Genomic DNA, 23,607 nt, shown 5'->3' with positions numbered 1-23,607 from the left:
GTAGCCCCTCGCCCACCGGGAGAGGGGTTGGGGCGAGGGTCCGGCGCGAAGGCGACCCGCTGCGTTCGAGTGCGCGAGGCTGCGCCCGTACCCTCATCCGGCCCTGCGGGCCACCTTCCCCCCAGAAGGGGCCATGGTCCGATGGGAGAAGGGAACAGCCGCGGCGCGCCCTGGCCCACCGGCCGCGCGCACCGTCACCGCCCCGCTCACCACTCGCGCGGGGCGATCAGTTCCTCGGCGTCGGCGGCTTCGAAGCCGTAGGTCTTGGCGATGTACAGGAAGTCCACGCCGATGTTGTCGCGCGCGGCGGTCTCGATCTCGCTGTCGTGCGCCTCGAATTCCTGCGCCAGCGCGTTGAATTCCTCGGTGGCGGCGTGGGTGAGCCGGTACAGCGCGGGCAGGTCCTGCGGCGCCTGCGCCTCGATCGCCTCGCACAGCCGCAGCAGGATCTTCTGGCCCTTGCCGACCAGGAAGGAGGGAAAGTAGTCGTCGTCCAGCATTTCCTGCAGGAACGGGTAGTAGGCGATCTGCTCGTTGCGGATGGGCATGGTCGGGGGTCCCTGTCGGCCCGCAGGAAGCGCGGGCGCCAGTGCATAGCATCGCGTATCCGGGCGCGGCGGAAAATGCTCCCGGCGCATCGCGCGGCCGCCGGCCGCGCGGCGGTTCAGGCCTCGCCTTCCGGCTCCAGCGCCTTGACCAGCACCGCGGCCTGGGTACGGCTGTGGCATTCGAGCTTCTTCAGGATCGCCGTCACATGCACCTTCACCGTGTTCTCGGCCAGGCCCAGCTCGTAGGCGATCTGCTTGTTGAGCAGGCCGTCGGCCAGGCACAGCAGCACGCGGAACTGCTGCGGGGTCAGTTGCGCCAGGCGCGCGGCCAGCTGCGCGTCGGCCTCCGAGCGCGCGGCGGTCAGCGGCGGGAACCAGGTGCCGCCGTCCAGCACCGCCGCCACCGCGATGCCGATGGTCTCGGCCGGCGAGGACTTGGGGATGAACCCGGCCGCGCCGAACTGCTGCGCGCGGCGGATCACCCGCGGGTGGTCGTTGGAGGAGATCACCACCACCGGCACGTCCGGATGCTCTCCGCGCACGTGCAGCAGCGCCGAGAAGCCGCGCGCGCCGGGCATCGCCAGGTCCAGCAGGACCAGGTCGATGTCCGGCTGCGCGGCCAGCGCGGCATCCACCGTGCCGGCACTGGCCGCCTCGGTCACCCGTGCGCGCGGCAGGGCCTGGCGCAGCGCGTGCAGCACCGCGGCGCGGAACAGGGGATGGTCGTCGGCGACCAGGATCTTCGGCGTCTCCATGCCGACAGTCTGGCATGCGCGGCGAAGGGGTGTCGCCCCGGCCGCGCTATGCGGCTCGACCGCAGCGGATCGGTCCTGCGCGGCGCGCCCGACTGGTGGCCGGACAAGGGCCGCGCGGCGCCGGACCGGCCGCAGACGCAGACGCAGGGTCCGCAGGCCGGCGGCGCACCGAGCAGCGCGGCGACGGAGCGCGCAGCCAGCGCACCCTCGCGCCGCCACCCCTCGCACGCCGAACGCAGCGACGAGCGGCGCCTCAGCGCGGCGGCTTGCGGCGCATGCTGCTGCGCCAGGCGTCCAGGAACTGGCGGCGCTTGAGCGCGTCCAGGTACACCAGCAAGCCCGGTCCCAGCGCGATCGGGCGGAACGCCGGGGTCGCCGCCGGCGCCATGGCGCCCGGGCCGCCGGGCATCGGCAGGATCGGCTTGAGCCGCGCCTCGCGCGACAGCACCTGCTGGCCGCGCGGCGACAGCAGGTAGTCCAGGAAGCGGCGCGCCTCGGCCGCGTGCGGCGTATCGCGCGGAATCACGGCGGTGCGCAGCGCGACCAGGGTGTAGTCCTCCGGCTGCACGATCGCCAGCGGCGCGCCGGCGTCGATCCGCGCCTGCGCATAGGACCCGAGCACGTTGTAGGCCAGCAGCAGGTCGCCGCGGCTGACCCGGTCCAGCAGCACGCCGGTGCGCTCCTCCAGCACCACCTGGTTGTCGCCCAGCGCCGCCAGCAGGGCGCCGGCCATGCTGCCGATCTGCCCGTCCTGGGTCGCGAACAGGTAGCCGACGCCGCTGCGCTCCACGTCGTAGGTGCCGATCCTGCCGCGCAGCGGCATGCCCGGCGCGCGCAGCAGCTCCAGCAGCTGGCGGCGCGTGCGCGGCACCTGCGCCGCCGGCAGCCGCGCCTTGTTGTAGACGATCGCCACCGGCTCGTAGCTGATCCCGAACACCTCGTGCCGCCACTGCGCCCATGCCGGCAGCGCCTCGGTCTGCGGCGAGCGGTGCGTGAGCGCGTGGCCGTCGTTCACCAGCTTGGTCTGCAGGTCCATGCTGGTGCTGATCAACAGGTCGGCGCAGCGTGCGCCGGGTTGCGGGTGCAGGTAGCGCCGGTACATGTCCCAGGCGATCACGTCCTGGTACACCACTTCGGTGCGCGGATGCAGCCGCTGGTAGTCGCCGATCACCGCGGCGAACACCTCGATGTCGGTCGACCCCTGGATGCACAGCCGCGCGTCGGGCGCGCCCTGCGCCGGGAAGCGGCGCACGTCGCCGGGCGCGGCGGCAGCGGCATGGGCCAGGACGCAGCCCAGCAGCAGCGCGGCGGCGCGAAACGCCTGGAGCACGGTCATGGATGCAACCTCGGCAGGCGCAGGCTGGCGATCAGGCCGCCGCCGACGCGGTTGGACAGATCGATGCGCCCGCCATGGCTGTCGACCACGCGCTTGACGATCGCCAGGCCCAGCCCGGCGCCGCCGGCGGCCGCGCCCTCGCCGCGCGCGAAGCGCTCGAACACGCGCTCGGCATCGGCGGCGGCGATGCCGGGGCCATGGTCGGCCACGGTCACCACGCAATCGCGCGCCTCGCAGGTCAGCGCCACCTGCAGCGCGCCGTCGCCGCCGTACTTGCAGGCGTTGTCGATCAGGTTCTTGATCGCCTCGCGCAGCAGCAGCGCGTCGCCGCGCACCAGCGCCGCCTCGCTGGCGATGGCCAGCTGCACGCGCGGCTGCGGCTGCGACTGCGGCAGCGCCTCGTGCAAGGCCTGGTGCACCACTTCGGCCAGGTCCACGCTGGCGTAGCGCTGCAGGTTGGCGCGGTGGATCACGCTGGCGTCGCTGAGCAACTGGTTGAGCAGCCGGCTCATGTGCGTGGCGTTGCGCTCGATCGCTTCCAGGCTGCGGCGCATGTCGCGCGGGTCGTCGTCGTCCAGCGCCAGTTGCGCCTGCGCGCGCAGCGCCGCCAGCGGCGTGCGCATCTGGTGCGCGGCCTCGGCCATGAATGCGCGCAGGGTCTCGTTGCTGCCGGCCAGGCGCGCCATGAAGCGGTTCAGCGCCGCCACCATCTGGTGCATTTCCTGCGGCGCGGCCATCGCCAGCGGCTTGAGTTCCGACGGCTCGCGCCGCGACAGGTCGCGCTCGATCCGCTGCAGCGGGCGCAATGCGCGGTACACGCCCAGCCACACCAGCGCCAGCGACAGCAGCGACAGCAGCGCGATCGCGACCAGCGCGTGCAGCACCACGTCCTGCGCCAGCGCTTCGCGCGCGCGCCGGGTCTGCCCGACCTGCACCCACACCTCGTCCTGCGCCGCCGCCGACGACACCCGCCGCGCCACGACCGCGAAGCGCACCCGCTCGCCGCTGTAGAACGCATCGAACAGCCGCGGCGCGGCGCTGGCGCGCGGCAGCGACGGCGCCTTCGGCAGATCGCCGTAGCCGGTGATGGTGCGCCCGCGCGCATCGAACACGCGGTAGAACACCCGGTCTTCCGGCGCCATCGCCAGCAGGTCCAGCGCCGCGTACGGCAGGTCCACCTGCCATTGCCCGTCGGCCAGCGCCACCGAATCGACGATCGACAGTGCCGAGGACACCAGCAGGTGGTCGTAGGAACGGTTGGCGGCGCGCTGGCCGTAGTCGCGCGCGGCGAAGAACAGCGCCACCGCGCCGAGCAGCGACAGCGCGCCCAGGTACAGCAGCAGCGTGCGCCGGATCGACGGCGCCGGCAGCGCGGCCTCAGCCATCGGCGCCCGCGTCCGGCCTCGGCGCCGGCGGCGCCTGGAGCTCGGCCGCTTCCAGCTTGTAGCCGACCCCGCGCACGGTGACGATGCGCAGCGGCGCGCCGGCCAGCTTCTTGCGCAGGCGCCCGACGTACAGCTCGATCGCGTTCGGCCCGGCCTCGTCGTCGAAGCCGAACAGGCCGTTGCCGATCTCGTCCTTGCCCACCACCTGACCGAGCCGACCGATCAGGATCTCCAGCAGGCGGTATTCGCGGTTGGGCAGCTCGATCGGCGCACCGTCCAGGCTGACCGTATGCGCGGCGTTGTCGAAGGCGAAGCCGCCCAGCTGCACCACCTCGCTGGCGTTGCCGCGGTTGCGCCGCAGCAGCACCCGGCAGCGCGCCTCGAACTCGCGGAAATCGAACGGCTTGCCGAGGTAATCGTCCGCGCCCACGTCCAGCGCCTGCACCCGGTCCTCGATGCCGTCGCGCGCGGTCAGCATCAGCACCGGCGTGGTGTCGCCGCGCTCGCGCAAGCCGGCCAGCACCCGCAAGCCGTCCAGCCCGGGCAGGCCGATGTCCAGCACGACCAGATCGAAGCTCTGGTAGCGCAGCACGCTGGCCGCACCCAGTCCATCGCTCTGCCAATCCACCGCATGCCCGCTGCGGCGCATGCGCCGCACGATCGCATCGGCCAGATCGGCGTTGTCCTCGACCAGTAAAAGGCGCATTGGGATTCGGGATTGGGGATTCGCAAAAGCGATTCGGCCGGCGGATGCTACCGCGCCTTCGCCAAAGGAAACAGCGACGCGCGGTGTTCTTACGAATCCCCAATCCCGAATCCCGAATCCCGGCCCCCACCGACAGGTCGATGACAGCAACGCCGCACTAGGCTGCAGCCACGCTGGCCTGCGCCCTACGGTGCAGGCGACCGACTCATCGACGCGCTGCGCGCACCTGGGAGGGTACGTGGACCTGAAGAAACTGAGCCTGTGCGGCGCTTGCGCCTGCGCCTTGTTGTCCCTGCCCGCATTGGCGCGGGCCGCCGAGGGCGGGGACGAGGGCCCGGTCACCGCCGAACTCGGCGGCCGCCTGCACTGGGACTTCGCCCAGTTCGACAACGACGGCCGCGGCACGCCCAATCCCGACGACACCGAGATCCGCCGGCTGTGGATCGACGTGTCCGGCAAGTTCTTCGGCTTCGGCTACAAGATCGAAGGCGATTTCGCCGGGCTGCAGGACGATTTCAACGGCAAGGGCATCGAGGCCAAGGATGTCTACCTGACCCGCAAGTTCGATGCCGGCACGCTGAGCGTCGGCCAGTTCAAGCAGTATTTCTCGCTGGACGACCGCACCGGCTCCAACTTCGGCCAGTTCCTGGAACGCAGCGGCGCGGCCAGCACGCTGGCGCCGCTGTACCGCAAGGCGGTGTCGTGGCAGGCGGCCGGCACGGACTACACCTGGGCGGCCAGCGTCTACAGCCTGGAAAGCATCGACGTATCCAATATCAAGGGCGATGCGTTCGGTGGCCGCGGCACCTGGGCGCCGGGCGCGCGCGACGGCGACGTGCTGCACCTGGGCCTGTCGCTGGCGCACGAGCGCTACGACCATCCCGGCGCCAACGGCGCGCCGGCGCTGAGCATCCGCCCGCGTCCGGCCGGGCACCTGTCCGACGACAGCCGCATCACCCTGGCGCGCTTCGCCGACGGCCGCGATACCGACGTGGACAAGTGGTCGCTGGAATACGCGCAGGTGCGCGGCCCGCTGTCGTGGCAGGGCGAATTCAGCGGCGGCCTGTTCGACGACGGCGCGCAGCGTGCGCAGGTGCTGTCCGCGTACGGCTTCGTCAGCTGGTTCGCCACCGGCGAATCGCGCCGCTACGACAGCAAGACCGGGCGCTTCACCCGCATCAAGCAGGTCGACAGTCCGCACGGCGCGTTCGAACTGGCGCTGCGCTACGACCGCATGTGGGGCACGCAGCACCTGGACGGCCAGGCGGATTTCCTCGATGCCTCCACCGCGTCGTGGACGCTGGCCGGCAACTGGTACCTCAAGCCGAACCTGCGGCTGATGCTGAACCTGATCGACAGCCGCAACCGCGACCGCCTGGCCGGCACCACGCTCGACCACACCCGAGCGATTACGGGGCGTTTTCAGTATGACTTCTGAAAGCCGGGATTGGGGATTGGGGATTGGGGAATCGCAAAAGCGGGATTACGCGATTTGATGCGTTATCGGCTTGCGGTCTACGGCTGCCCGCTCCTGCTGCCGGGTTCGATTTTTTTCACGCGCCACCCTGAGGAACTCCCATGCTGACCGCGCTCGGTTTCGGAATGGTCATCACCTTCATGTACCTGATCATGAGCAAGCGGCTGTCGCCGCTGGTCGCGCTGATCATCGTGCCGATCGTGTTCGCGCTGGCCGGCGGTTTCGGCACCGGCATCAACGAGATGATGCTGGAAGGGATCAAGAAGATCGCCCCGACCGGGGTGATGCTGATGTTCGCGATCCTGTACTTCGGGGTGATGATCGACGCCGGCCTGTTCGATCCGCTGGTGCGGCGCATCCTGCGCCTGGTCAAGGGCGATCCGATGAAGATCGTGGTCGGCACCGCGGTACTGGCGCTGCTGATCTCGCTCGACGGCGACGGCTCCACCACCTACATGATCACCGTGTCGGCGATGCTGCCGCTGTACCGGCGCATCGGCATGAACGCGCTGAACATGACCTGCGTGACCATCCTCGCCGGCGGAGTGATGAACCTGACCCCGTGGGGCGGGCCGACCGCGCGCGCGGCCACCGCGCTGCACGTGGACCCGGCCGAGGTGTTCGTGCCGCTGGTGCCGGCGATGGCGCTGGCGATCGCCGGCATCCTGGTCCTGGCCTGGTACCTGGGCATGCAGGAGCGGCGCCGGCTCGGCGTGGCCGCGCTGCCCGGCGACAGCTGGCTGGACGGCAGCGTGGCCGACGACGGCGACGCGCTGCCGACCGTGGAGGACGCCGAGGACATCAAGCGGCCGAAGCTGCTGTGGGTGAACCTGGCGCTGACCCTGGCGCTGATGGCGGCGCTGGTGGTCGGCGTGCTGCCGATGCCGGTGCTGTTCATGATCGGCTTCGCGCTGGCGCTGCTGATCAACTATCCGAACCTGGCCGAGCAGCGCCGGCGCCTGGTCAACCATGCCGGCAACGTGCTGTCGGTGGTGTCGCTGATCTTCGCCGCCGGCGTGTTCACCGGCATCCTGTCCAACACCGGCATGGTCGAGGCGATGTCGCGCAGCTTCCTGGCGGTGATCCCCGACGCGTGGGGCCCGTACCTGGCGGTGATCACCGCGCTGGCCAGCATGCCGTTCACCTTCTTCATGTCCAACGACGCGTTCTATTTCGGCGTGCTGCCGATCCTGTCCGAGGCCGCCAGCCACTACGGCATCACCCCGGTGGAAATGGCCCGCGCCTCGCTGGCCGGGCAGCCGGTGCACCTGCTCAGCCCGCTGGTGCCCTCGACCTATCTGCTGGTCGGCCTGGCCAAGGTCGACTTCGCCGACCACCAGCGCTTCACGTTGAAGTGGGCGGTGCTGGTGTCGTTGTTGCTGATGGGCGGCGGGTTGTTGTTCGGCCTCTTTCCGCTGGCAAGTTGACTGCCGCCCGGGATTGGGAATTCGGGATGCGGGATGCGCAAAAGCGCAGGGCCGCTCCGCTCGTCCAATTCCCACTCCCCACTTCCGAATCCCAACTCCGAAGGAGTTCTTCCATGACGCTAAGAATCGCCTACGTCACCAGCGGCATGGGCAGCATCGGTACCGCGATCTGCCAGAAGCTGGCCCGCAACGGGCACACCGTGGTCGCCGGCTGCGGCCCCAATTCGCCGCGCAAGGCGGCATGGCTGCGCGAGCAACGCGAGCTGGGCTTCGACTTCGTCGCCTCCGAAGGCAACGCCACCGACTGGGACTCCACCGTCGCCGCGTTCGCCAAGGTCAGGGCCGAGGTCGGCGAGATCGACGTGCTGGTCAACAACGCCGGCGGCAGCCGCGACACGCTGTTCCGGCAGATGAGCCGCGAGGACTGGCAGGCGGTGATCGCCAGCAACCTCAACTCGCTGTTCAACATCACCAAGCAGGTGGTGGACGGCATGACCACGCGCGGTTGGGGACGCATCGTCAACATCGGCGCGGTCAGCGCGCAGAAGGGCCAGATCGGGCAGATCAACTACGCCACCGCCAAGGCCGCGATGCAGGGCTTCAGCCGCGCGCTGGCGCAGGAAGTGGCCTCGCGCGGGGTCACCGTCAACACGGTGTCGCCCGGCTACATCGCCAGCGCCTCGATCAGCAGCTTCCCGCCGGACGTGCTCGACCGGCTGGCGACCTCGGTGCCGCTGCGCCGGCTCGGCAAGCCCGAGGAAGTGGCCGCGCTGTGCGGCTGGCTGACCTCCGACGAAGCCGCCTACGTCACCGGCGCCGACTACGCGGTCAACGGCGGCCTGCACATGGCATGACGCGACGGTGCGCGCTGCGCGATGCCGCGCCTGCACGGCAGGGCGGCTCCAGCGCCCGGCTGCGGACGATGCCCGGCTTCGCACGCATGCCCGCGAAGCGGCTGCCGCGCTTGCGCCTGGCCACCACACGCAGTTGGACCGCACACGTGCGGCATGCGGGCATCGTCCGCTTGGCGGCTCAGGCGCCGTCGGCGCCGTCCAGCTGGTCCATGCGGATGCGGTTGGCGAACAGCGAGAACGCCAGCATCCCGGCCAGGCCGCTGGCGCGCGCCACCCAGTCCGGCAGCCAGCGCGGCGGCGCCAACACCCCGGCCTCGAACAGCGGCGCGAACGCGGCCACGTCCTCCAGCGCCATCTTGCCGGCGAACAGCCAGCGGCACAGCGGCAGGCGGTCGCGCTGCAGGGCCTGGCGGAAGAAGGTGTGCACCGACACCAGCCCGCGCAGGTACACCGTGTCCTTGGTGAACGCGGCGCCGCCGCTCGTGGGCACGCCGCGGAACACGCGTTGCGCCGAGGAGAAGCTCTCCGCCGGCGATTGCCCGGCCGCATCGAAATAGCGGAACACCTCGATGAAGTCGGCGCCGTCGCGCGCCAGCGCGATCGCCTCGATGCGCAGGCTGATCCGCTTCATCCGCGCGATGTCGATGCTGCCGGTGATCTGCTCGGCGAAGGTCGCCAGTCCCTCCTGGGTCGCGGTGACCCGCGGCGAGGACAGCGCCAGGCTCGGCAGATGCACCTGCTCGCGGCCGTTGAGCGCGGTCAGCGAATGCACCAGCGCCTCGTGGTGGAACAGCTGGGCGCGGTCGTAGTCGCTGAAGGAAGCACCCGAGCGCAGGCGGATGCGGTGCGCGCCGGCCGCGGCCTTGGCCAGCAACTCCGGATCCAGCTCGACCGCGATCACCCGCTTGCCGAAGAATCCGTCCAGGTCCTGCTGCAGTTGCAGGCGCAGCGCACTGGCCGACACCGGCACCTGTTCCTCGGCCGACAGCAGTTCGCGATCCAGCTCCTGCGCGATATGGATGAAATGGCGCGCGGCGTCGCGGGTGGTCGGGCCGTGCCCGGGCATCGGGTCCTCGGGCGCGCCGAACAGCTGCGCCGAGTAGTTGCCGACCGCCGGCGTGCCCAGCGATTCCAGCAAGGCCGCGGCCAGGTCCCAGCTGCGCGCCGAGGCCTGCAGATAGGCGCCGAGCGGATGCGCCGGATCGGCCGCCTGGCCGATCGCGGCCAGCTCGCGGCGCGTGTCGGCGAATTCCAGCCGCGGGCACTGCACCTGCGGCAGCTGCGGCTGGCCGCGCGCCACGCTATCCAGGAACGGCGCCTGCAGCGCCGCCGGCCAGCTCGCCAGCGCCAGCAGGCGGATGCCGCGCACCGCCTTGACCAAGCGCGCATCCAGCGCGGCGTGGTGCAGGATGTCGGCGGGCAGCGCGGTCATCGCGAGCGTGGCGGAGGCAGCGTCAGCGGCGCTGGTTGCGCGGCGGCGGGCGCTTGCCGCCGGGCTTGCCCGACCTGCCGGCAGCCGCGTTCTGCGCCTGGCGCTGCGCCAGCTTGCCGGCCGCGCCGGCGACCTCCTCGCGCAGCTTCATGTAGTTGGCCAGCCGCGCCTCGTCGATCTCGCCGCGCTCGATCGCCGCCTGCACCGCGCAGCCCGGCTCGGCCTGGTGCGCGCAATCGTTGAAACGGCACTGCGCCGCCAGCGCCTCGATGTCGGCGAACCCGCCCTCGGCCAGGTCCTCCTCGCCGGTGGGCTTGAGCTCGCGCATGCCCGGCGTGTCGATCAGGCAGGCGCCGGACGGCAGCGGCAGCAGCGCCCGGTGCGTGGTGGTGTGGCGGCCGCGCGAATCGTTCTCGCGCACCGCCGCGGTGCGCATCTTCTGCACCCCGAGCAAGGTGTTGGTGAGGGTGGACTTGCCGGCGCCGGACGAACCGACCAGCACCGCGGTGCGCCCCGCGCCCAGCCACGGCCGCAGCGCCGCCACGCTGTCGGCGTCCTTGGCGTTGACGGTCAGCAGGGGAATGTTCTGCGCGGCCAGTTCCTCCAGCACCGCCAGCGCATCGTCCGCGTACTCGGTGAGATCGGCCTTGGTCAGGATCACCACCGGCTCGGCGCCACCGCCGCCGACCAGCAGCAGATAGCGCTCGATGCGCCGCGGATTGAAGTCCGCATCCAGGCCGCAGACGATGAACACCGTATCGATGTTGGCTGCGATCACCTGCTGGTGGTAGTGCTCCCCGGCCGCGCCGCGCTTGATCGCGGTGCGTCGCGGCAGCAATGCCACGATGCGCTTGTCGTCCTCCAGCAACACCCAGTCGCCGACCGCCGCCCGCTCGTGGCTGGGAAAGCGCGGCCGCTGCCATTCCGGCAGCGACTCGACCTTGAACCCGGTATCCACCGCATCGGCCACCACGTAGCCGGTGCGGTGCTGCTCGCTGACCCGCACCGGCCGCGCCAGCGGATGCGCGGCCATCGCCGCCAGCCAGGCCGGTTCTTCCGGCATGCCGGGCCAGGGCCAGCCGATGGGGCGCAGCGCGTCGAAGTCGATCTGGGGGGAAGTCATGAGCGGATTCTAGAGGGTGTCGAGTACTCGTGGCGCTATCGAGACTCGAAGGCCGCCAGAATCGTGAATCGGGGAGGATCACCGCAACGTCAAGCATCCCTAGCGGAAGCGAAAAGGTTGCTATTCGTGATTGCTTACCGCAGATGCCGATCCCAGAAGAGGGAGCACCCATAAAAACAGAGGCCCCGCGTCAGCGGGGCCTCCTTAGTTACAACTCATGCAAGGACTGAGAAGCAGTTTCAGACTATTGAACTGGCAACCAACAGCTTTGCTTCTTGAGAGTTGGAAGATACCAACGGTGCGGACGAGGAGCTGGTAGTGGCCATTGCAGCGATCAAGGCGGCCACTTCGCTAGACGCGACAGTCTTGTCCTTGAACTGCAAATACTCGACTTGGCGGGAGCTGGAAGAAAACCAACCAGAGACGGTCAGCTGATCGTCGCTTCCCCGAATGGTGATGGCCAGATCGTTTCCGGATCTGCTGAAGAAGGTGTCGTCTACAGCAAGATCCTTGTCAAAGACAATACGATCCGTAGCGCCGCTGTAAGTCGAAGTCTCCACCACCGTGTCACGGCCATCGCCCTTGTTGAACAGATAGGTGTCCGAGGCATAGCTGCCGGTCAGTGTGTCGGTCCCGGTCCCACCGGCCAGCACGTTGTCTTGCGAGTCATAGAGCACGCTCAGTACGTCGTCGCCCGCACCGCCTTCCAGACGGTTCATGCCTGCGCCACCATCCAATGTGTCGTTGCCCCCGCCACCCAACAGAATGTCGTTGCCACCCCAGCCCGTCAGCGTGTCGTTCCCTTCCGTGCCCAGCGTCGTCAGGCCCGCCGCCTTTATGGTCGCTGGCGTCCAGATCGTCCCATCGGCAAAAACAACCTGCTCGATGCCCGCACCCGCGCTCTCGTAGCCGCTGGAGTCCAGCCAGTTCCTCAGCCGAACCGCATCCGCACCATCACCAACGGACAACACCACGTCACGCCCCTCTCTCAACACCCGTACGCTGCCGGCTGCGATGCCTTCACCGAACACGATCTTGTCCATCGCCCCGCTGGTGTAAGAAGTCTCCACCACCGTGTCACGGCCATCGCCCTTGTTGAACAGATAGGTGTCCGAGGCATAGCTGCCGGTCAGTGTGTCGGTCCCGGTCCCACCGGCCAGCACGTTGTCCTGCGAGTCATAGAGCACGCTCAGTACGTCGTCGCCCGCACCGCCTTCCAGACGGTTCATGCCTGCGCCACCGTCCAATGTGTCGTTGCCCCCGCCACCCAACAGAATGTCGTTGCCACGCCAGCCCGTCAGCGTGTCGTTCCCTTCCGTGCCCAGCGTCGTCAGGCCCGCCGCCTTTATGGTCGCTGGCGTCCAGATCGTCCCATCGGCAAAAACAACCTGCTCGATGCCCGCACCCGCGCTCTCGTAGCCGCTGGAGTCCAGCCAGTTCCTCAGCCGAACCGCATCCGCACCATCACCAACGGACAACACCACGTCACGCCCTCTCTCAACACCCGTACGCTGCCGGCTGCGATGCCTTCACCGAACACGATCTTGTCCATCGCCCCGCTGGTGTAAGAAGTCTCCACCACCGTGTCACGGCCATCGCCCTTGTTGAACAGATAGGTGTCCGAGGCATAGCTGCCGGTCAGTGTGTCGGTCCCGGTCCCACCGGCCAGCACGTTGTCTTGCGAGTCATAGAGCACGCTCAGTACGTCGTCGCCCGCACCGCCTTCCAGACGGTTCATGCCTGCGCCACCGTCCAATGTGTCGTTGCCCTCGCCACCCAACAGAATGTCGTTGCCACCCCAGCCCGTCAGCGTGTCGTTCCCTGCCGTGCCCAGCGTCGTCAGGCCCGCCGCCTTTATGGTCGCTGGCGTCCAGATCGTCCCATCGGCAAAAACAACCTGCTCGATGCCGGCACCCGCGCTCTCGTAGCCGCTGGAGTCCAGCCAGTTCCTCAGCCGAACCGCATCCGCACCATCACCAACGGACAGCACCACGTCACGCCCCTCTCTCAACACCCGTACGCTGCCGGCTGCGATGCCTTCACCGAACACGATCTTGTCCATCGCCCCGCTGGTGTAAGAAGTCTCCACCACCGTGTCACGGCCATCGCCCTTGTTGAACAGATAGGTGTCCGAGGCATAGCTGCCAGTCAGTGTGTCGGTCCCGGTCCCACCGGCCAGCACGTTGTCTTGCGAGTCATAGAGCACGCTCAGTACGTCGTCGCCCGCACCGCCTTCCAGACGGTTCATGCCTGCGCCACCGTCCAATGTGTCGTTGCCCCCGCCACCCAACAGAATGTCGTTGCCACCCCAGCCCGTCAGCGTGTCGTTCCCTTCCGTGCCCAGCGTCGTCAGGCCCGCCGCCTTTATGGTCGCTGGCGTCCAGATCGTCCCATCGGCAAAAACAACCTGCTCGATGCCCGCACCCGCGCTCTCGTAGCCGCTGGAGTCCAGCCAGTTCCTCAGCCGAACCGCATCCGCACCATCACCAACGGACAACACCACGTCACGCCCTCTCTCAACACCCGTACGCTGCCGGCTGCGATGCCTTCACCGAACACGATCTTGTCCATCGCCCCGCTGGTGTAAGAAGTCTCCACCACCGTGTCACGGCCATCGCCCTTGTTGAACAGATAGGTGTCCGAGGCATAGCTGCCAGTCAGCGTGTCGGTCCCGGTCCCACCGGCCAGCACGTTGTCCTGCGAGTCATAGAGCACGCTCAGTACGTCGTCGCCCGCACCGCCTTCCAGACGGTTCATGCCTGCGCCACCGTCCAATGTGTCGTTGCCCCCGCCACCCAACAGAATGTCGTTGCCGCTACCGCCGAAGAGTGCGTCGTCGCTTGAACCACCAAACAACCTGTCGTTCCCAGCCTCGCCATACAAGGTATCCGCCTCAGCGCCTCCGCCGAGCATGTCATCGCCTGCACCTCCATGAATGATGTCCTTGGTCGTTTCACCCCAAACCAGATCATTCGCAGACGTGCCCGTGAAATTTCCTGACACGCTCTGGATGCCTGCAAACGCGATAGCTTCAAGCCCAGCGGACGTCGCGCTGGCGCTTTCGATCCAGTTGTTCAGCAACGCCGGGCCGTCCCAGCCAGCCTCGGCGAGAAAACTTCCCGCATATTTATAGAGATCAAGAACGTCCTGAAGTCCCTCCCCAAGATTGCTCTGGGCCTTACTTTCCAGCATGACACCTAGACCAGAAATGTCGAACTGCAACTTGCCGTCGACGACGCGCATGGCAAGGCTATCAACATAGTCATGAAGACGAGTCTGAGTCACGAGCCCCGCATACACGGACTCCTTCAAATTGGCGTAAGCACTGAGCAAAGCACTGATCTGCTCGGGCTGTAGCACCACGCTCATCACTTGCTCCGCACTACCATCGGCTCGCGTAGCATTCTTCCAGCTATAGGTGTTGCCACCCGTCGAAACCTGGTCGTTCTGGTAGCTGATCAAACTTGAGCCGTTGAACTTTTCCAGAATCGCAATGATCGGCGCCAGCTGCGCGTGCTGCTGCTTCTCCCATGCTTCGACCGCGGCAGCCCCCTGATCGGCAACAGCAGCGGGTACCGCTCCATGGTAATAGACGGTGCGTGTTGTCGAGCTAGACGCCTCGAGAATATCCTCGCTGCTTTTCATGGTCGACGTACCTGCCCAATTCGCAAGGATCGTGTCCAGTGCGGCCCGCATTGCGTCGCGTGATGTACCAGGTGTCAGCGCCTGAATAGCAGCCAATAAATCCTGCGACAGGCTTGCGGCTTCTTTCAGATCGCGCACCGCGCCGCTACCCTTGAGATCAGGTAATTGCCCGGCTTCATCTGTCACGTTCACTGGATCCAAAGATTCCGTGAAGTCCCGAAAGAAGTAATCCATCGCCAGCTGGAGATCACCAGCCAAGCCGGCTGTGCCGTCCGATCGAATATAAGTACCGCGATTGTCAACGATATTTCCATTACCAAGGTCGACATCTTCGGTAGCGACAGGCTTTAACACTATCGACGCGACGCCAAGCTGGTCAAACCTAAATAACTCATCCGCTTGCGATACACCATCCTGGTTAAGATCACGCCATATGCGAACATCACCAAAATGTTCATCCGCATAATTAAATATTCCGTCGCTATTGCTATCGAGGTCAGCCAAAGCGGCAAAACCTGATACGCCATTAGCACCAGAAGAAAGATTTGTATCAGCTCCAAATAATTCAGAGCCACCATCAATCCTTCCATTTCCATTCCTATCCATGACAACCAGCCCGTCATCTGGGCCAATCCATCCGGTTCCATTCTTTACGCCGTCACCGTCATGGTCAAAAAGAACGCCGCCATTAGCGGATATCGTCTCTATCCCATCACCATCAAGATCCAGTACGAGTGGATCCCTGCGCGGAACAAAGTTTCTGGCACGGTCAAACATATCTTTCAATGAGTCACCCAACTCGTCGGTTCGATCTCCCCACCACCTAGCGGTGTCATACCATGAATCTTCGAACCAATCCGCGACATCATTCAGAGCTTCCTTGCCCCACTCCCCGAGTCCATCCCACCAGCTATCAGGGACCAGATCGGGAGCAAATACTCCTACGCCAATGGCAGCAATGCCCGCGATCGCCAAAGCCGGAGCTCCAACAAATCCTACCGCGCCGAGTCCGAAAGTTACTAATGCCCCAGTAACGGCACCAAGAGCGGCACCAATTACTGCTTTAGCAACATCGCCCGATGTGCCGAACAGGGCGGCGCTACCGATATCCACGACATCCCCTACTGGACCGCCATATTTTGCGGCAAATCTCAACGCAGGATTTGCCTTCATTAATGAGGAATACTGGGAAGTAGCACTTGCAGAGTAGGAAGCCAACACGTCAGACATAGGCCCCTGTGCATCACTTAACGCTTTAGCCTGGCGCGCAGCCTCAAGGGAGGCCTCCGTATAAGCGGCTTTCCACTTTGGATCAGCGACAGAGCTCGCCGCTGCTGCATAGCTCATGAAAATCTGTGACTGCTTTTTGTGTGCAGCTTCCAACGCCTGCTTTACTGCGACCTGAGCGTCGGCTCCATCGGCGATAGACTTTGCGTACTGTCTCTCATATTCAGCCACAAAAGCGAACGTTCCCGCGCGGAACGCGCTTCCAAATTTGTTTACATCCTCCAGACTTAAGGACGGGGACGAATTCTGTGGCGGCGCTTCGTTTTCAGAATTATCACTCATTTGCGAAACTCCTATTTTATCAATGATTTCCAGAAAATACTCACAGACACATAACCAGTGGCGACGCAAGCCATAACAAGGCATCCGTACATCATGCAAAAAATAGCATGCGACCTTCCTAAAATTAAAATCAACTTAAGACCTTTAGCAGGATCCTCAATCGAGGACGCCGATGGCCCCACCAAGGCAAGAAATAAAAGAAATAAAAATATACCGAAATTTCCCGAGGCAATTAAGACGGCTTTTGCATCGTAGACTTCTTGCAACCTTGCTTTTGAGTACATCCACAAAAAAACAAGAGGAGATAATAATAGATATAAAGCCATTGCGGAGCAGTATGCATCCGCACCACCCCACGCTGCCTCAGTGAAAGCCTTCCAGTTCTCGCCCAGGCACAAGTCATCAAATCCCATCAAGGTGATAGTTTTACTTATAAAAACAGGGAATAAAAAGAATGCGCACATGAGCCAGGGCCCGCGGCTTTCCAAATAATCACGGAATTCAGCCTTCAAATTTAAGTCCTCATTTTATTTATTTAAGTTATTATAATAACTTAATGCCTTTAGACTCCGCACTAATACTATACGCGGTCAACGCTCTCGAAAGGACTCCGACGAATATTGACCTAAAGGACTTATTAGATAATCAATGATCCTTCGCTTATCTGTTTTGATCTCAGCCGTTAAGCTCATGCCTGCACTCATCCGCAGCTTCGGACCATCAATATTTAACACACTTTTGTTCAGCTTGATCCTCGCAGGAAATACAAAACCAAGTTTCTCGTCCTGTGCAGCGTCATGCGAAACACTCGCCACTGTCCCCGTTAAGTAGCCATAACGCGTATAAGGGAAACTATCGATCTTCACCGTCGCCGGCTGACCTGGCCGCACAAACCCAATGTCTTTATTTAACACCGTGACCTCCACTTCCAATGTCTCCTCTGCTGGCACTACGGCCAACAAAGGTTGCGCCGGTGTCACTACGCCGCCAACTGTATGCACTGCCAATTGCTGGACGGTTCCATCCACCGGAGCGCGCAGTGCCATCAGCTTGTCGCGTTGCCCAGTCTTTGCCACATCCTGAGTCAACTGTCCGACTTGTTCGTTCGCCTGGCGCGTAGCATCTAGCGCCTGCTGCCGGGTTTCGGTCACCAGTACCTGTAATTCTTCTTGCGCAGCACTGAGGGCAGAGCGAATCTCCTGGAGACGATTGCGCTGGGTCGCGAGTTGGCTTTCTGCGGAAATGCGCTCCTGTTCGCGCAGCAGGTATTCGTGACGTCCCACATACTTGCCTTCAACAAGGCGGCTGTAGTCATCCGCACGGACCTTGGATATACGCGCGGATTCGGCCAAGGGACCGATTGCATCCTGCGTCGTGCGCAGTTCAGCCTGTCGTTGCGCAATGCTGGCCTGCAGGCTGTGACGGCGAGCCTGGAAGGCGTCGAACTGGCTGATGACAAGCTGCTGTTCGGTTGCGACCCGTTCGGCGTTCAAATCGGGTGCCGGATCCAACTTGGGTGGCTGATCATTGGCAATGGCGCGGGCCAGTGCCGACTGCCGCAACACCATCAGACGCGCATTGGCCAGCGAGTCGCCAGCCTGGGCGAAGTCCGCGCCAGTTACCGTGGCATCCAGTTCGACCAGCAGCTGACCCCGCTTCACCGCCTGTCCATCACGCACCAGAATCCTGCGCACTATTGCCGTCTCCGCCGTCTGCACCACCTTGGTCCTCGAATCGACCACGGTCTTGCCGGGCGCCACCGCGACGATATCCAGCTTGCCCAGGCAGGCCCACAGCAACGCAACGCAGAAGAACGCAATGATGATGCGCATGGTCCAGCGCGCAGTGGGTGATGTCGGTGATTCGATCAGTTCAAGATGCGCGGGAAGAAACGCGCGTTCGTCCGCTGTCCTGTCTGGCGCATCCATCTGCTTCCGGATCGACCAGACAGACCTGAAAATATTGAAGTATCGAAGGAAGAAATCGCGCCATCCCTGGAGCAGATGCTTCATGGGGTTCCCTGCTGAAGTCGGAATAGATTTGCGTAGTGGCCGTCTGGACGATCCACCAGTTCGTTGTGCGAGCCGCTTTCGACGATACGACCCTTTTCCACGACGACGATCCGATTGGCTTGGCGCACCGTCGATAGCCGATGGGCGATGATCAAGACAGTGCGGCCTTTGCAGATCGAACGCATGTTGCTCATCACGGCATGCTCGGACTCGTAGTCCAGGGCGCTGGTCGCCTCATCCAGGATCAAAATGCGTGGATCGCCGATCAATGCGCGTGCGATGGCAATTCGCTGGCGCTGGCCGCCGGACAGACCCGCGCCTTGTTCTCCTACCTTGGTGTCGTAGCCTTCGGGCAACTCGACAATGAAGTCGTGTGCACCCGCCATTTTGGCAGCATCGATCACCCGCTCCAAGGACATGCCGGGGTCGGACAGTGCGATGTTTTCGCGCACACTTCGGTTGAATAGGAAGTTTTCCTGCAGCACAACACCCAGTTGGCGGCGCAACCAGGCAGGATCGGCCAGCGCGAGATCCTGACCATCGATCAGTACCCGGCCACGCTCAGGCGTGTAGAGCCGCTGCACCAGCTTGGTCAAGGTGCTCTTGCCGGAACCGGATCGCCCTACGATGCCGATGACCTCTCCTGGGCGGATATCCAACTCGATGCTGTTCAGCACTTCCGGCGCGTCGGGGCGATAGCGGAACGTCACGCGTTCGAACGTTACCTGCCCGCGTATCGGGGGCAGTGCTAGACGGCTGCCGGGTACTTCGGTACGCGTATTGAGGATATCCCCCAACCGTTCGACCGAGATGCCGACCTGCTGGAAGTCCTGCCACAGCTGAGCAAGTCGGATGATCGGCGCAGTGACTTGGCCGGAGAGCATATTGAAGGCGATCAGTTGCCCGACTGATAGCTTGCCTTCGATGACCAGCTTGGCGCCCCAGAACAACACGGCGACAGCGGTCAGTTTTTGGACCAGCTGTACGCCTTGCTGCCCCAACGTAGCGACCCTGGTAACGCCGAAGCCGGCGTTGACGTAACCAGCGAGCTGGTTGTCCCAGGTGCGGGTGACGCGCGGATCGACCGCCATCGCCTTGACCGTGCCGATACCGCTGACGGTTTCCACCAGGAACGATTGGTTGTCAGCACCGCGGGCGAATTTTTCGTTCAGCCGGGTGCGTAGCACGGGCGTCACCAGTGCCGAAATGAGGGCGTAGAGCGGCAAGGACAGCACCACAATCAAGGTCAGCCACCCGCTGTACCAGAACATCACCGCCAGGAAGACCACAGTGAAAAACAGATCCAGCACCGAAGTAAGTGCCTGTCCGGTCAGGAAATTGCGGATATTCTCCAGCTCGCGCACGCGCGCGATGGTGTCGCCTACGCGCCGCGATTCGAAGTAGGCCAGCGGCAGCGCAAGTACATGGCGAAACAGGCGCGCCCCCAGTTCCACATCGATCTTGCTGGTCGTGTGGGCGAATACGTAGGTACGCAAGCCTGACAACACCACCTCGAACACACCCATCGAGACCAGCCCGATCGCGATGACGTCCAACGTGGTCAATCCATGGTGCACAAGCACCTTGTCCATCACGACCTGATAGAACAGGGGTGTTACCAGCGCGAACATCTGGATGAAAAACGAGACGACGAACACCTCGAGCATCAGCTTGCGATACTTGACCACCGCAGGGATGAACCAGCTGAAATCGAATTTGGCCAAGTCGCCGAGCACAGACGCGCGAGACGCCACTTGCAATAGGCGGCCTTGATAGCGCGCCTCGAATTCGGCAATCGAAATCGAACGCGGCCGCTTCTCGACCAGATCGTGGATCAGGACTTGTTCGCCACTGACCTTCGCGACGATGAATGCCTCGCCTTCCGGCGCCAGCGCGAGCGCCGGAAGCGCCACCATCCCGATCCGCGGAGCAGGTTGCGACACCACCTTGGCCTTGAGTCCAAGTTGCTTGGCTGCCAACAGCAATGTGGTTTCGTCGAACGGCTCGCCTACGCGAGCGAACGAATGCGCCAGTTGCGCGGCATCCGCGGCAATACCATGAAACTGCGCGAGCAGTACCAACCCCTGCAGTGCCAGATCCGGTCGATCCTGCACAGCCTCACCGCCCTCGACAAGCGAGAGCGACGCCATTCCCCCTGACATAGCACAATCCTTTGCTTCTGGGCCCAACTTTGGCCCAAGTCTCGGCATAGGATCCTTCGGCCCGAGCGCCTCGTCAATCCGGCTATCGCCATATCGGCCCGGTTTTGCCTTTCCCTACTGCCACCAAAATCCTGCCAAATGGCGAGCTGTCAGCGACTAGCGCCCAACGCCCGAAGACGCTTTCCGATCAGAGCGCGCCATGACCTGCGGCACAACCACATTTCCGTTACCATGCCAAGTCCAACGCCCGCCACCGGCCCACCGCAATGCCCACGCCCCCGATCAAGCCGCTCGCGATCCGCGAACGCCTGTCAGAAGTCCGCTACGAGATCCGGGGCGAACTGGCGCGGCGAGCCCGGGAGCTGGAGGCGCAGGGGCGCAAGCTGATCAAGCTCAACATCGGCAATCCCGGCGCGTTCGGGTTCCGCGCGCCGGAGCACCTGCAGCGCGCGATCGCCGACGACATGGGTCGCACCGATCCCTACACGCACCAGCAGGGCCTGCCGGAGGCGCGCGAGGCGATCGCCGCGGCCTATGCGCGGCGCCAGCACCCGGACGCGCACCCGGACCGGATCTTCATCGGCAACGGGGTCAGCGAACTGATCGACCTGTCGCTGCGCGCGCTGCTCAATCCCGGCGACGAAGTGCTGGTGCCCTCGCCCGACTATCCGCTGTGGTCGGCCGCCACCATCCTCAACGACGGCCGCCCGGTGTACTACCGCTGCGCGCCGGAGAACGGCTTCCAGCCCGATCCGGTGGAGATCGAGACGCTGGTGTCCTCGCGCACCCGCGCCATCGTGCTGATCAACCCGAACAACCCCAGCGGCGCCAGCTATTCGCGCGAGCTGCTGGAGAGGATCGTGGCGATCGCGGTCAAGCACAACCTGCTGCTGATGGTCGACGAGATCTACGACCAGGTGCTGTACGACGGCGCCGCCTTCGTGCCGGTCGCGCCGCTGGCCGGCGAGCATCCGTGCATCAGCTTCGGCGGCCTGAGCAAGGTGCACCGCGCCTGCGGCTGGCGGGTGGGCTGGGCGCTGCTGTCCGGCGCCGCCGAGCGCGTCACCGAGTTCCGCAACGCGATGGACCTGCTCGGCGCGCTGCGCCTGTGCGCCAACGTGCCGGGCCAGTACGCGATCGACGCCGCGGTCAACGGCCCGGACACCATCTCGCCGCTGTGCGCGCCCGGCGGGCGCCTGTACGAGACCCGCCGCGCGGTGATCGAGGCCTGCGCGGCCAGCGAACACCTGTCGCTGGTGCAGCCGGCCGGCGCGCTGTACGCGTTCCCGGCGGTGGTCGGCGCGGCGGCGCGCAGCTTCGACGACCACGATTTCGCGCTGGAGCTGATGAACGACGAGGGCGTGCTGGTGGTGCCCGGTTCCAGCTTCAACGTGCCCTACCGCCACCATTTCCGGGTGACCCTGCTGCCGGAAGCGGCAGTGATGCGCGAAGTGTTCGCGCGCATCGACCGGGTGCTGGCGCGGCGCGCCGAGGCGGCGACCAAGGTGGTGCCGCTGAAGCCGCGCAGCATGGCTGGGGGGCGGTGAATAGGGAATGGGGAATCGGGAATGGGCAAAGCGTGAGGCGTTCCCGCCACTCCCGGCCTCGGTGACGCGGCTGCCTTCGGTGTTGCACAAATGAGCCAGGCCAGCTTCGCCACGCTCCACCATGCCCCGCTGCGCTATCTGGCGCTGGGCGATTCCTACACGATCGGCGAGGGTGTCGCCGACGGCGGACGCTGGCCGGAGCAACTGGCCGCGGCGCTGCGCCAGGACGGCGTCGCCATCGCCGATCTGCAGATCGTCGCCACCACCGGCTGGACCACCGACGAACTCGATGCCGGCATCGATGCGGCCGCGCCGCAGGGCCCGTTCGCGCTGGTGACGCTGCTGATCGGGGTCAACAACCAGTACCGCGGCCGCGCGCTCGACGATTACCGCGGACAGTTCGCCGCGTTGCTGCAGCGTGCGATCGGGTTTGCCGATGGGCAGCCGCGGCGGGTGCTGGCGGTGTCGATCCCGGACTGGGGCGTGACCCCGTTCGCGCAGCCGCCCGCGCACGATCCGGCGCGCATCGGCGCGCAGATCGATGCGTTCAACGCGGCCGCGCAGGCGTGCTGCCAGGCGCGCGCGGTGCGCTTCGTCGACATCACCGCGGCCAGCCGCGACGGCGGCGGCGACGCGGCGATGCTGGCCGCCGACGGGCTGCATCCGTCCGCGGCGATGTATGCGCGCTGGACCGCCCGGCTGTTGCCCGCGGCGCGCGATGCGTTAGCCTAGCGGAGTACGACGCCCCGCTGCCAAGGACCGACATTGCGCGACGCCAGCACCATCCAGCCCATGACCCGCCCGCAGGCCCTGGCCATCGCCCGCGCCTTCCTGCCGACGCATCCGCTCGGCAACCGCTACGACTACTACTACACCCGCACCAAGCTGCGCACCGACCCGCTGTATCCGGGCGTGCTCGCCGCGCTGCGCGGCACCGACGCCCCGGTGCTGGACCTGGGCTGCGGCCTGGGCCTGCTCGCGCACGCGCTGCGCGCCGACGGCCAGCGCCAGCGCTACCACGGGGTGGACATCGACGCGGCCAAGATCCGCCGCGCGATCCGCATCGCCGCGCGCAACGAGCTGCCCGGCACCCACTTCGCGGTGGTCGATCTCGGCCAGGCCTGGCCCGCGCACAGCGGCAGCGTCGCGATCCTGGACGTGCTGCAATACCTGGACGCGGCCATGCAGGCGAACCTGATCCGCAGCGTGGCGAAGATGCTCACGCCCGGCGCCAAGCTGGTGATCCGCAGCGGGCTGGGCGATACCAGCGGCCGCGGCCGCACCAGCCGCATCACCGACGTGCTCGCGCACCTGGCCGGCTGGATGCAGGAAGTGCCCAAGTGCTATCCCACCCGCGACAGCCTGCAAGCCCAGCTCGACGCGGCCGGGCTGCGGGCCACGTTCGCGCCGCTGTACGGCAACACCCCGTTCAACAACTGGCTGATCGTCGCCGAGCCGCGCTGACGCGGGTTCGCTTCGCACCTCTCGAGCCGGGAACGTCCAAGCCCGCGTCGTTTGCACGTCGCACGGCTCGCGGGGCCAAACGCCTGACCGCGAAAAACCCATGCGCCGGTTGGTCGCTCGCTCGTCACTCGCCACGCCTCGCATCGAGGGCGATGGCGGCGATCG

Annotated in this window: 19 protein-coding genes; 6 read left to right on the top strand and 13 right to left on the bottom strand. The window is 65.5% G+C overall.

Annotated features, from left to right (window positions below; translation table 11 throughout):
• Positions 1 to 206: 206 nt before the first annotated feature.
• From OCJ37_RS04070 to OCJ37_RS04050, 5 genes are all read right to left on the bottom strand, one after another.
• Positions 207 to 548, bottom strand: a complete 342-nt coding sequence (locus tag OCJ37_RS04070) for a DUF5713 family protein (protein ID WP_263112419.1) — start codon at positions 546 to 548, stop codon at positions 207 to 209.
• A 116-nt stretch (positions 549 to 664) separates the two neighbouring features.
• On the bottom strand, positions 665 to 1,303 hold the full coding sequence (locus OCJ37_RS04065; RefSeq protein ID WP_263112418.1) for a LuxR C-terminal-related transcriptional regulator: 639 nt from the start codon (positions 1,301 to 1,303) through the stop codon (positions 665 to 667).
• A 253-nt stretch (positions 1,304 to 1,556) separates the two neighbouring features.
• Positions 1,557 to 2,639, bottom strand: coding sequence for an ABC transporter substrate-binding protein (locus OCJ37_RS04060; protein ID WP_263112417.1), 1,083 nt, complete (start codon positions 2,637 to 2,639; stop codon positions 1,557 to 1,559).
• Positions 2,636 to 4,024 (bottom strand): sensor histidine kinase, encoded by a 1,389-nt coding sequence (locus OCJ37_RS04055; protein ID WP_263112416.1) that lies wholly within the window; start codon positions 4,022 to 4,024, stop codon positions 2,636 to 2,638. The genes OCJ37_RS04060 and OCJ37_RS04055 overlap by 4 nt, the downstream gene beginning before the upstream one ends.
• The gene (locus OCJ37_RS04050; protein WP_263112415.1) at positions 4,017 to 4,730 is read right to left on the bottom strand and encodes a response regulator transcription factor; all 714 of its coding nucleotides are present in this window, start codon (positions 4,728 to 4,730) and stop codon (positions 4,017 to 4,019) included. Before OCJ37_RS04050 ends, OCJ37_RS04055 begins: the two co-directional genes overlap by 8 nt.
• A 253-nt stretch (positions 4,731 to 4,983) precedes the next feature.
• Here OCJ37_RS04050 and OCJ37_RS04045 point away from each other — a divergent pair, with 253 nt between their 5' ends.
• From OCJ37_RS04045 to phbB, 3 genes are all read left to right on the top strand, one after another.
• Positions 4,984 to 6,168: an OprO/OprP family phosphate-selective porin gene (locus OCJ37_RS04045; RefSeq protein WP_263113579.1), complete on the top strand. Its 1,185-nt coding sequence runs from the start codon at positions 4,984 to 4,986 to the stop codon at positions 6,166 to 6,168.
• A 140-nt stretch (positions 6,169 to 6,308) separates the two neighbouring features.
• Positions 6,309 to 7,634 carry a CitMHS family transporter gene (locus OCJ37_RS04040; RefSeq protein WP_263112414.1) on the top strand — a complete coding sequence of 442 codons (1,326 nt, stop codon included), beginning with the start codon at positions 6,309 to 6,311 and terminating at the stop codon, positions 7,632 to 7,634.
• Positions 7,635 to 7,747: 113 nt separating this feature from the next.
• Entirely contained in the window at positions 7,748 to 8,488 is a 741-nt protein-coding gene (phbB, locus tag OCJ37_RS04035; protein ID WP_263112413.1) for an acetoacetyl-CoA reductase, read from the top strand.
• Between the two features lie 178 nt (positions 8,489 to 8,666).
• Here phbB and OCJ37_RS04030 read toward each other — a convergent pair whose 3' ends face one another.
• From OCJ37_RS04030 to OCJ37_RS04005, 8 genes are all read right to left on the bottom strand, one after another.
• Positions 8,667 to 9,920 (bottom strand): flavohemoglobin expression-modulating QEGLA motif protein, encoded by a 1,254-nt coding sequence (locus OCJ37_RS04030; RefSeq protein ID WP_263112412.1) that lies wholly within the window; start codon positions 9,918 to 9,920, stop codon positions 8,667 to 8,669.
• Between the two features lie 22 nt (positions 9,921 to 9,942).
• Positions 9,943 to 11,043, bottom strand: coding sequence for a ribosome small subunit-dependent GTPase A (rsgA, locus tag OCJ37_RS04025; protein WP_263112411.1), 1,101 nt, complete (start codon positions 11,041 to 11,043; stop codon positions 9,943 to 9,945).
• A 239-nt stretch (positions 11,044 to 11,282) separates the two neighbouring features.
• A complete protein-coding gene (locus OCJ37_RS20990; protein ID WP_317633213.1) occupies positions 11,283 to 12,527 on the bottom strand; it encodes a calcium-binding protein in 1,245 nt (414 codons plus the stop codon).
• Entirely contained in the window at positions 12,485 to 13,546 is a 1,062-nt protein-coding gene (locus OCJ37_RS20985; RefSeq protein ID WP_317633212.1) for a calcium-binding protein, read from the bottom strand. The genes OCJ37_RS20990 and OCJ37_RS20985 overlap by 43 nt, the downstream gene beginning before the upstream one ends.
• On the bottom strand, positions 13,504 to 16,257 hold the full coding sequence (locus OCJ37_RS20980; RefSeq protein WP_317633211.1) for a calcium-binding protein: 2,754 nt from the start codon (positions 16,255 to 16,257) through the stop codon (positions 13,504 to 13,506). The genes OCJ37_RS20985 and OCJ37_RS20980 overlap by 43 nt, the downstream gene beginning before the upstream one ends.
• Positions 16,258 to 16,268: 11 nt before the next feature.
• Entirely contained in the window at positions 16,269 to 16,769 is a 501-nt protein-coding gene (locus tag OCJ37_RS04015) for a hypothetical protein (RefSeq protein ID WP_263112410.1), read from the bottom strand.
• Positions 16,770 to 16,847: 78 nt separating this feature from the next.
• Positions 16,848 to 18,269 (bottom strand): HlyD family type I secretion periplasmic adaptor subunit, encoded by a 1,422-nt coding sequence (locus tag OCJ37_RS04010; RefSeq protein WP_263112409.1) that lies wholly within the window; start codon positions 18,267 to 18,269, stop codon positions 16,848 to 16,850.
• A complete protein-coding gene (locus tag OCJ37_RS04005; protein WP_317633210.1) occupies positions 18,266 to 20,431 on the bottom strand; it encodes a type I secretion system permease/ATPase in 2,166 nt (721 codons plus the stop codon). Before OCJ37_RS04005 ends, OCJ37_RS04010 begins: the two co-directional genes overlap by 4 nt.
• A 266-nt stretch (positions 20,432 to 20,697) precedes the next feature.
• Between OCJ37_RS04005 and OCJ37_RS04000 the strand changes: the two genes are divergently transcribed.
• From OCJ37_RS04000 to OCJ37_RS03990, 3 genes are all read left to right on the top strand, one after another.
• A complete protein-coding gene (locus tag OCJ37_RS04000) occupies positions 20,698 to 21,978 on the top strand; it encodes a pyridoxal phosphate-dependent aminotransferase (protein ID WP_263112408.1) in 1,281 nt (426 codons plus the stop codon).
• A gap of 90 nt (positions 21,979 to 22,068) precedes the next feature.
• Positions 22,069 to 22,710 (top strand): SGNH/GDSL hydrolase family protein, encoded by a 642-nt coding sequence (locus OCJ37_RS03995; RefSeq protein WP_263112407.1) that lies wholly within the window; start codon positions 22,069 to 22,071, stop codon positions 22,708 to 22,710.
• Between the two features lie 60 nt (positions 22,711 to 22,770).
• Positions 22,771 to 23,442 carry a methyltransferase domain-containing protein gene (locus tag OCJ37_RS03990; RefSeq protein ID WP_263112406.1) on the top strand — a complete coding sequence of 224 codons (672 nt, stop codon included), beginning with the start codon at positions 22,771 to 22,773 and terminating at the stop codon, positions 23,440 to 23,442.
• Positions 23,443 to 23,607 lie beyond the last annotated feature (165 nt).

Source organism: Xanthomonas sp. AM6 (assembly GCF_025665335.1).
Classification (GTDB): domain Bacteria; phylum Pseudomonadota; class Gammaproteobacteria; order Xanthomonadales; family Xanthomonadaceae; genus Xanthomonas_A.
Note: the sequence above shows the minus strand (reverse complement) of the source record. Positions and strands in the feature narration are given on the sequence as shown.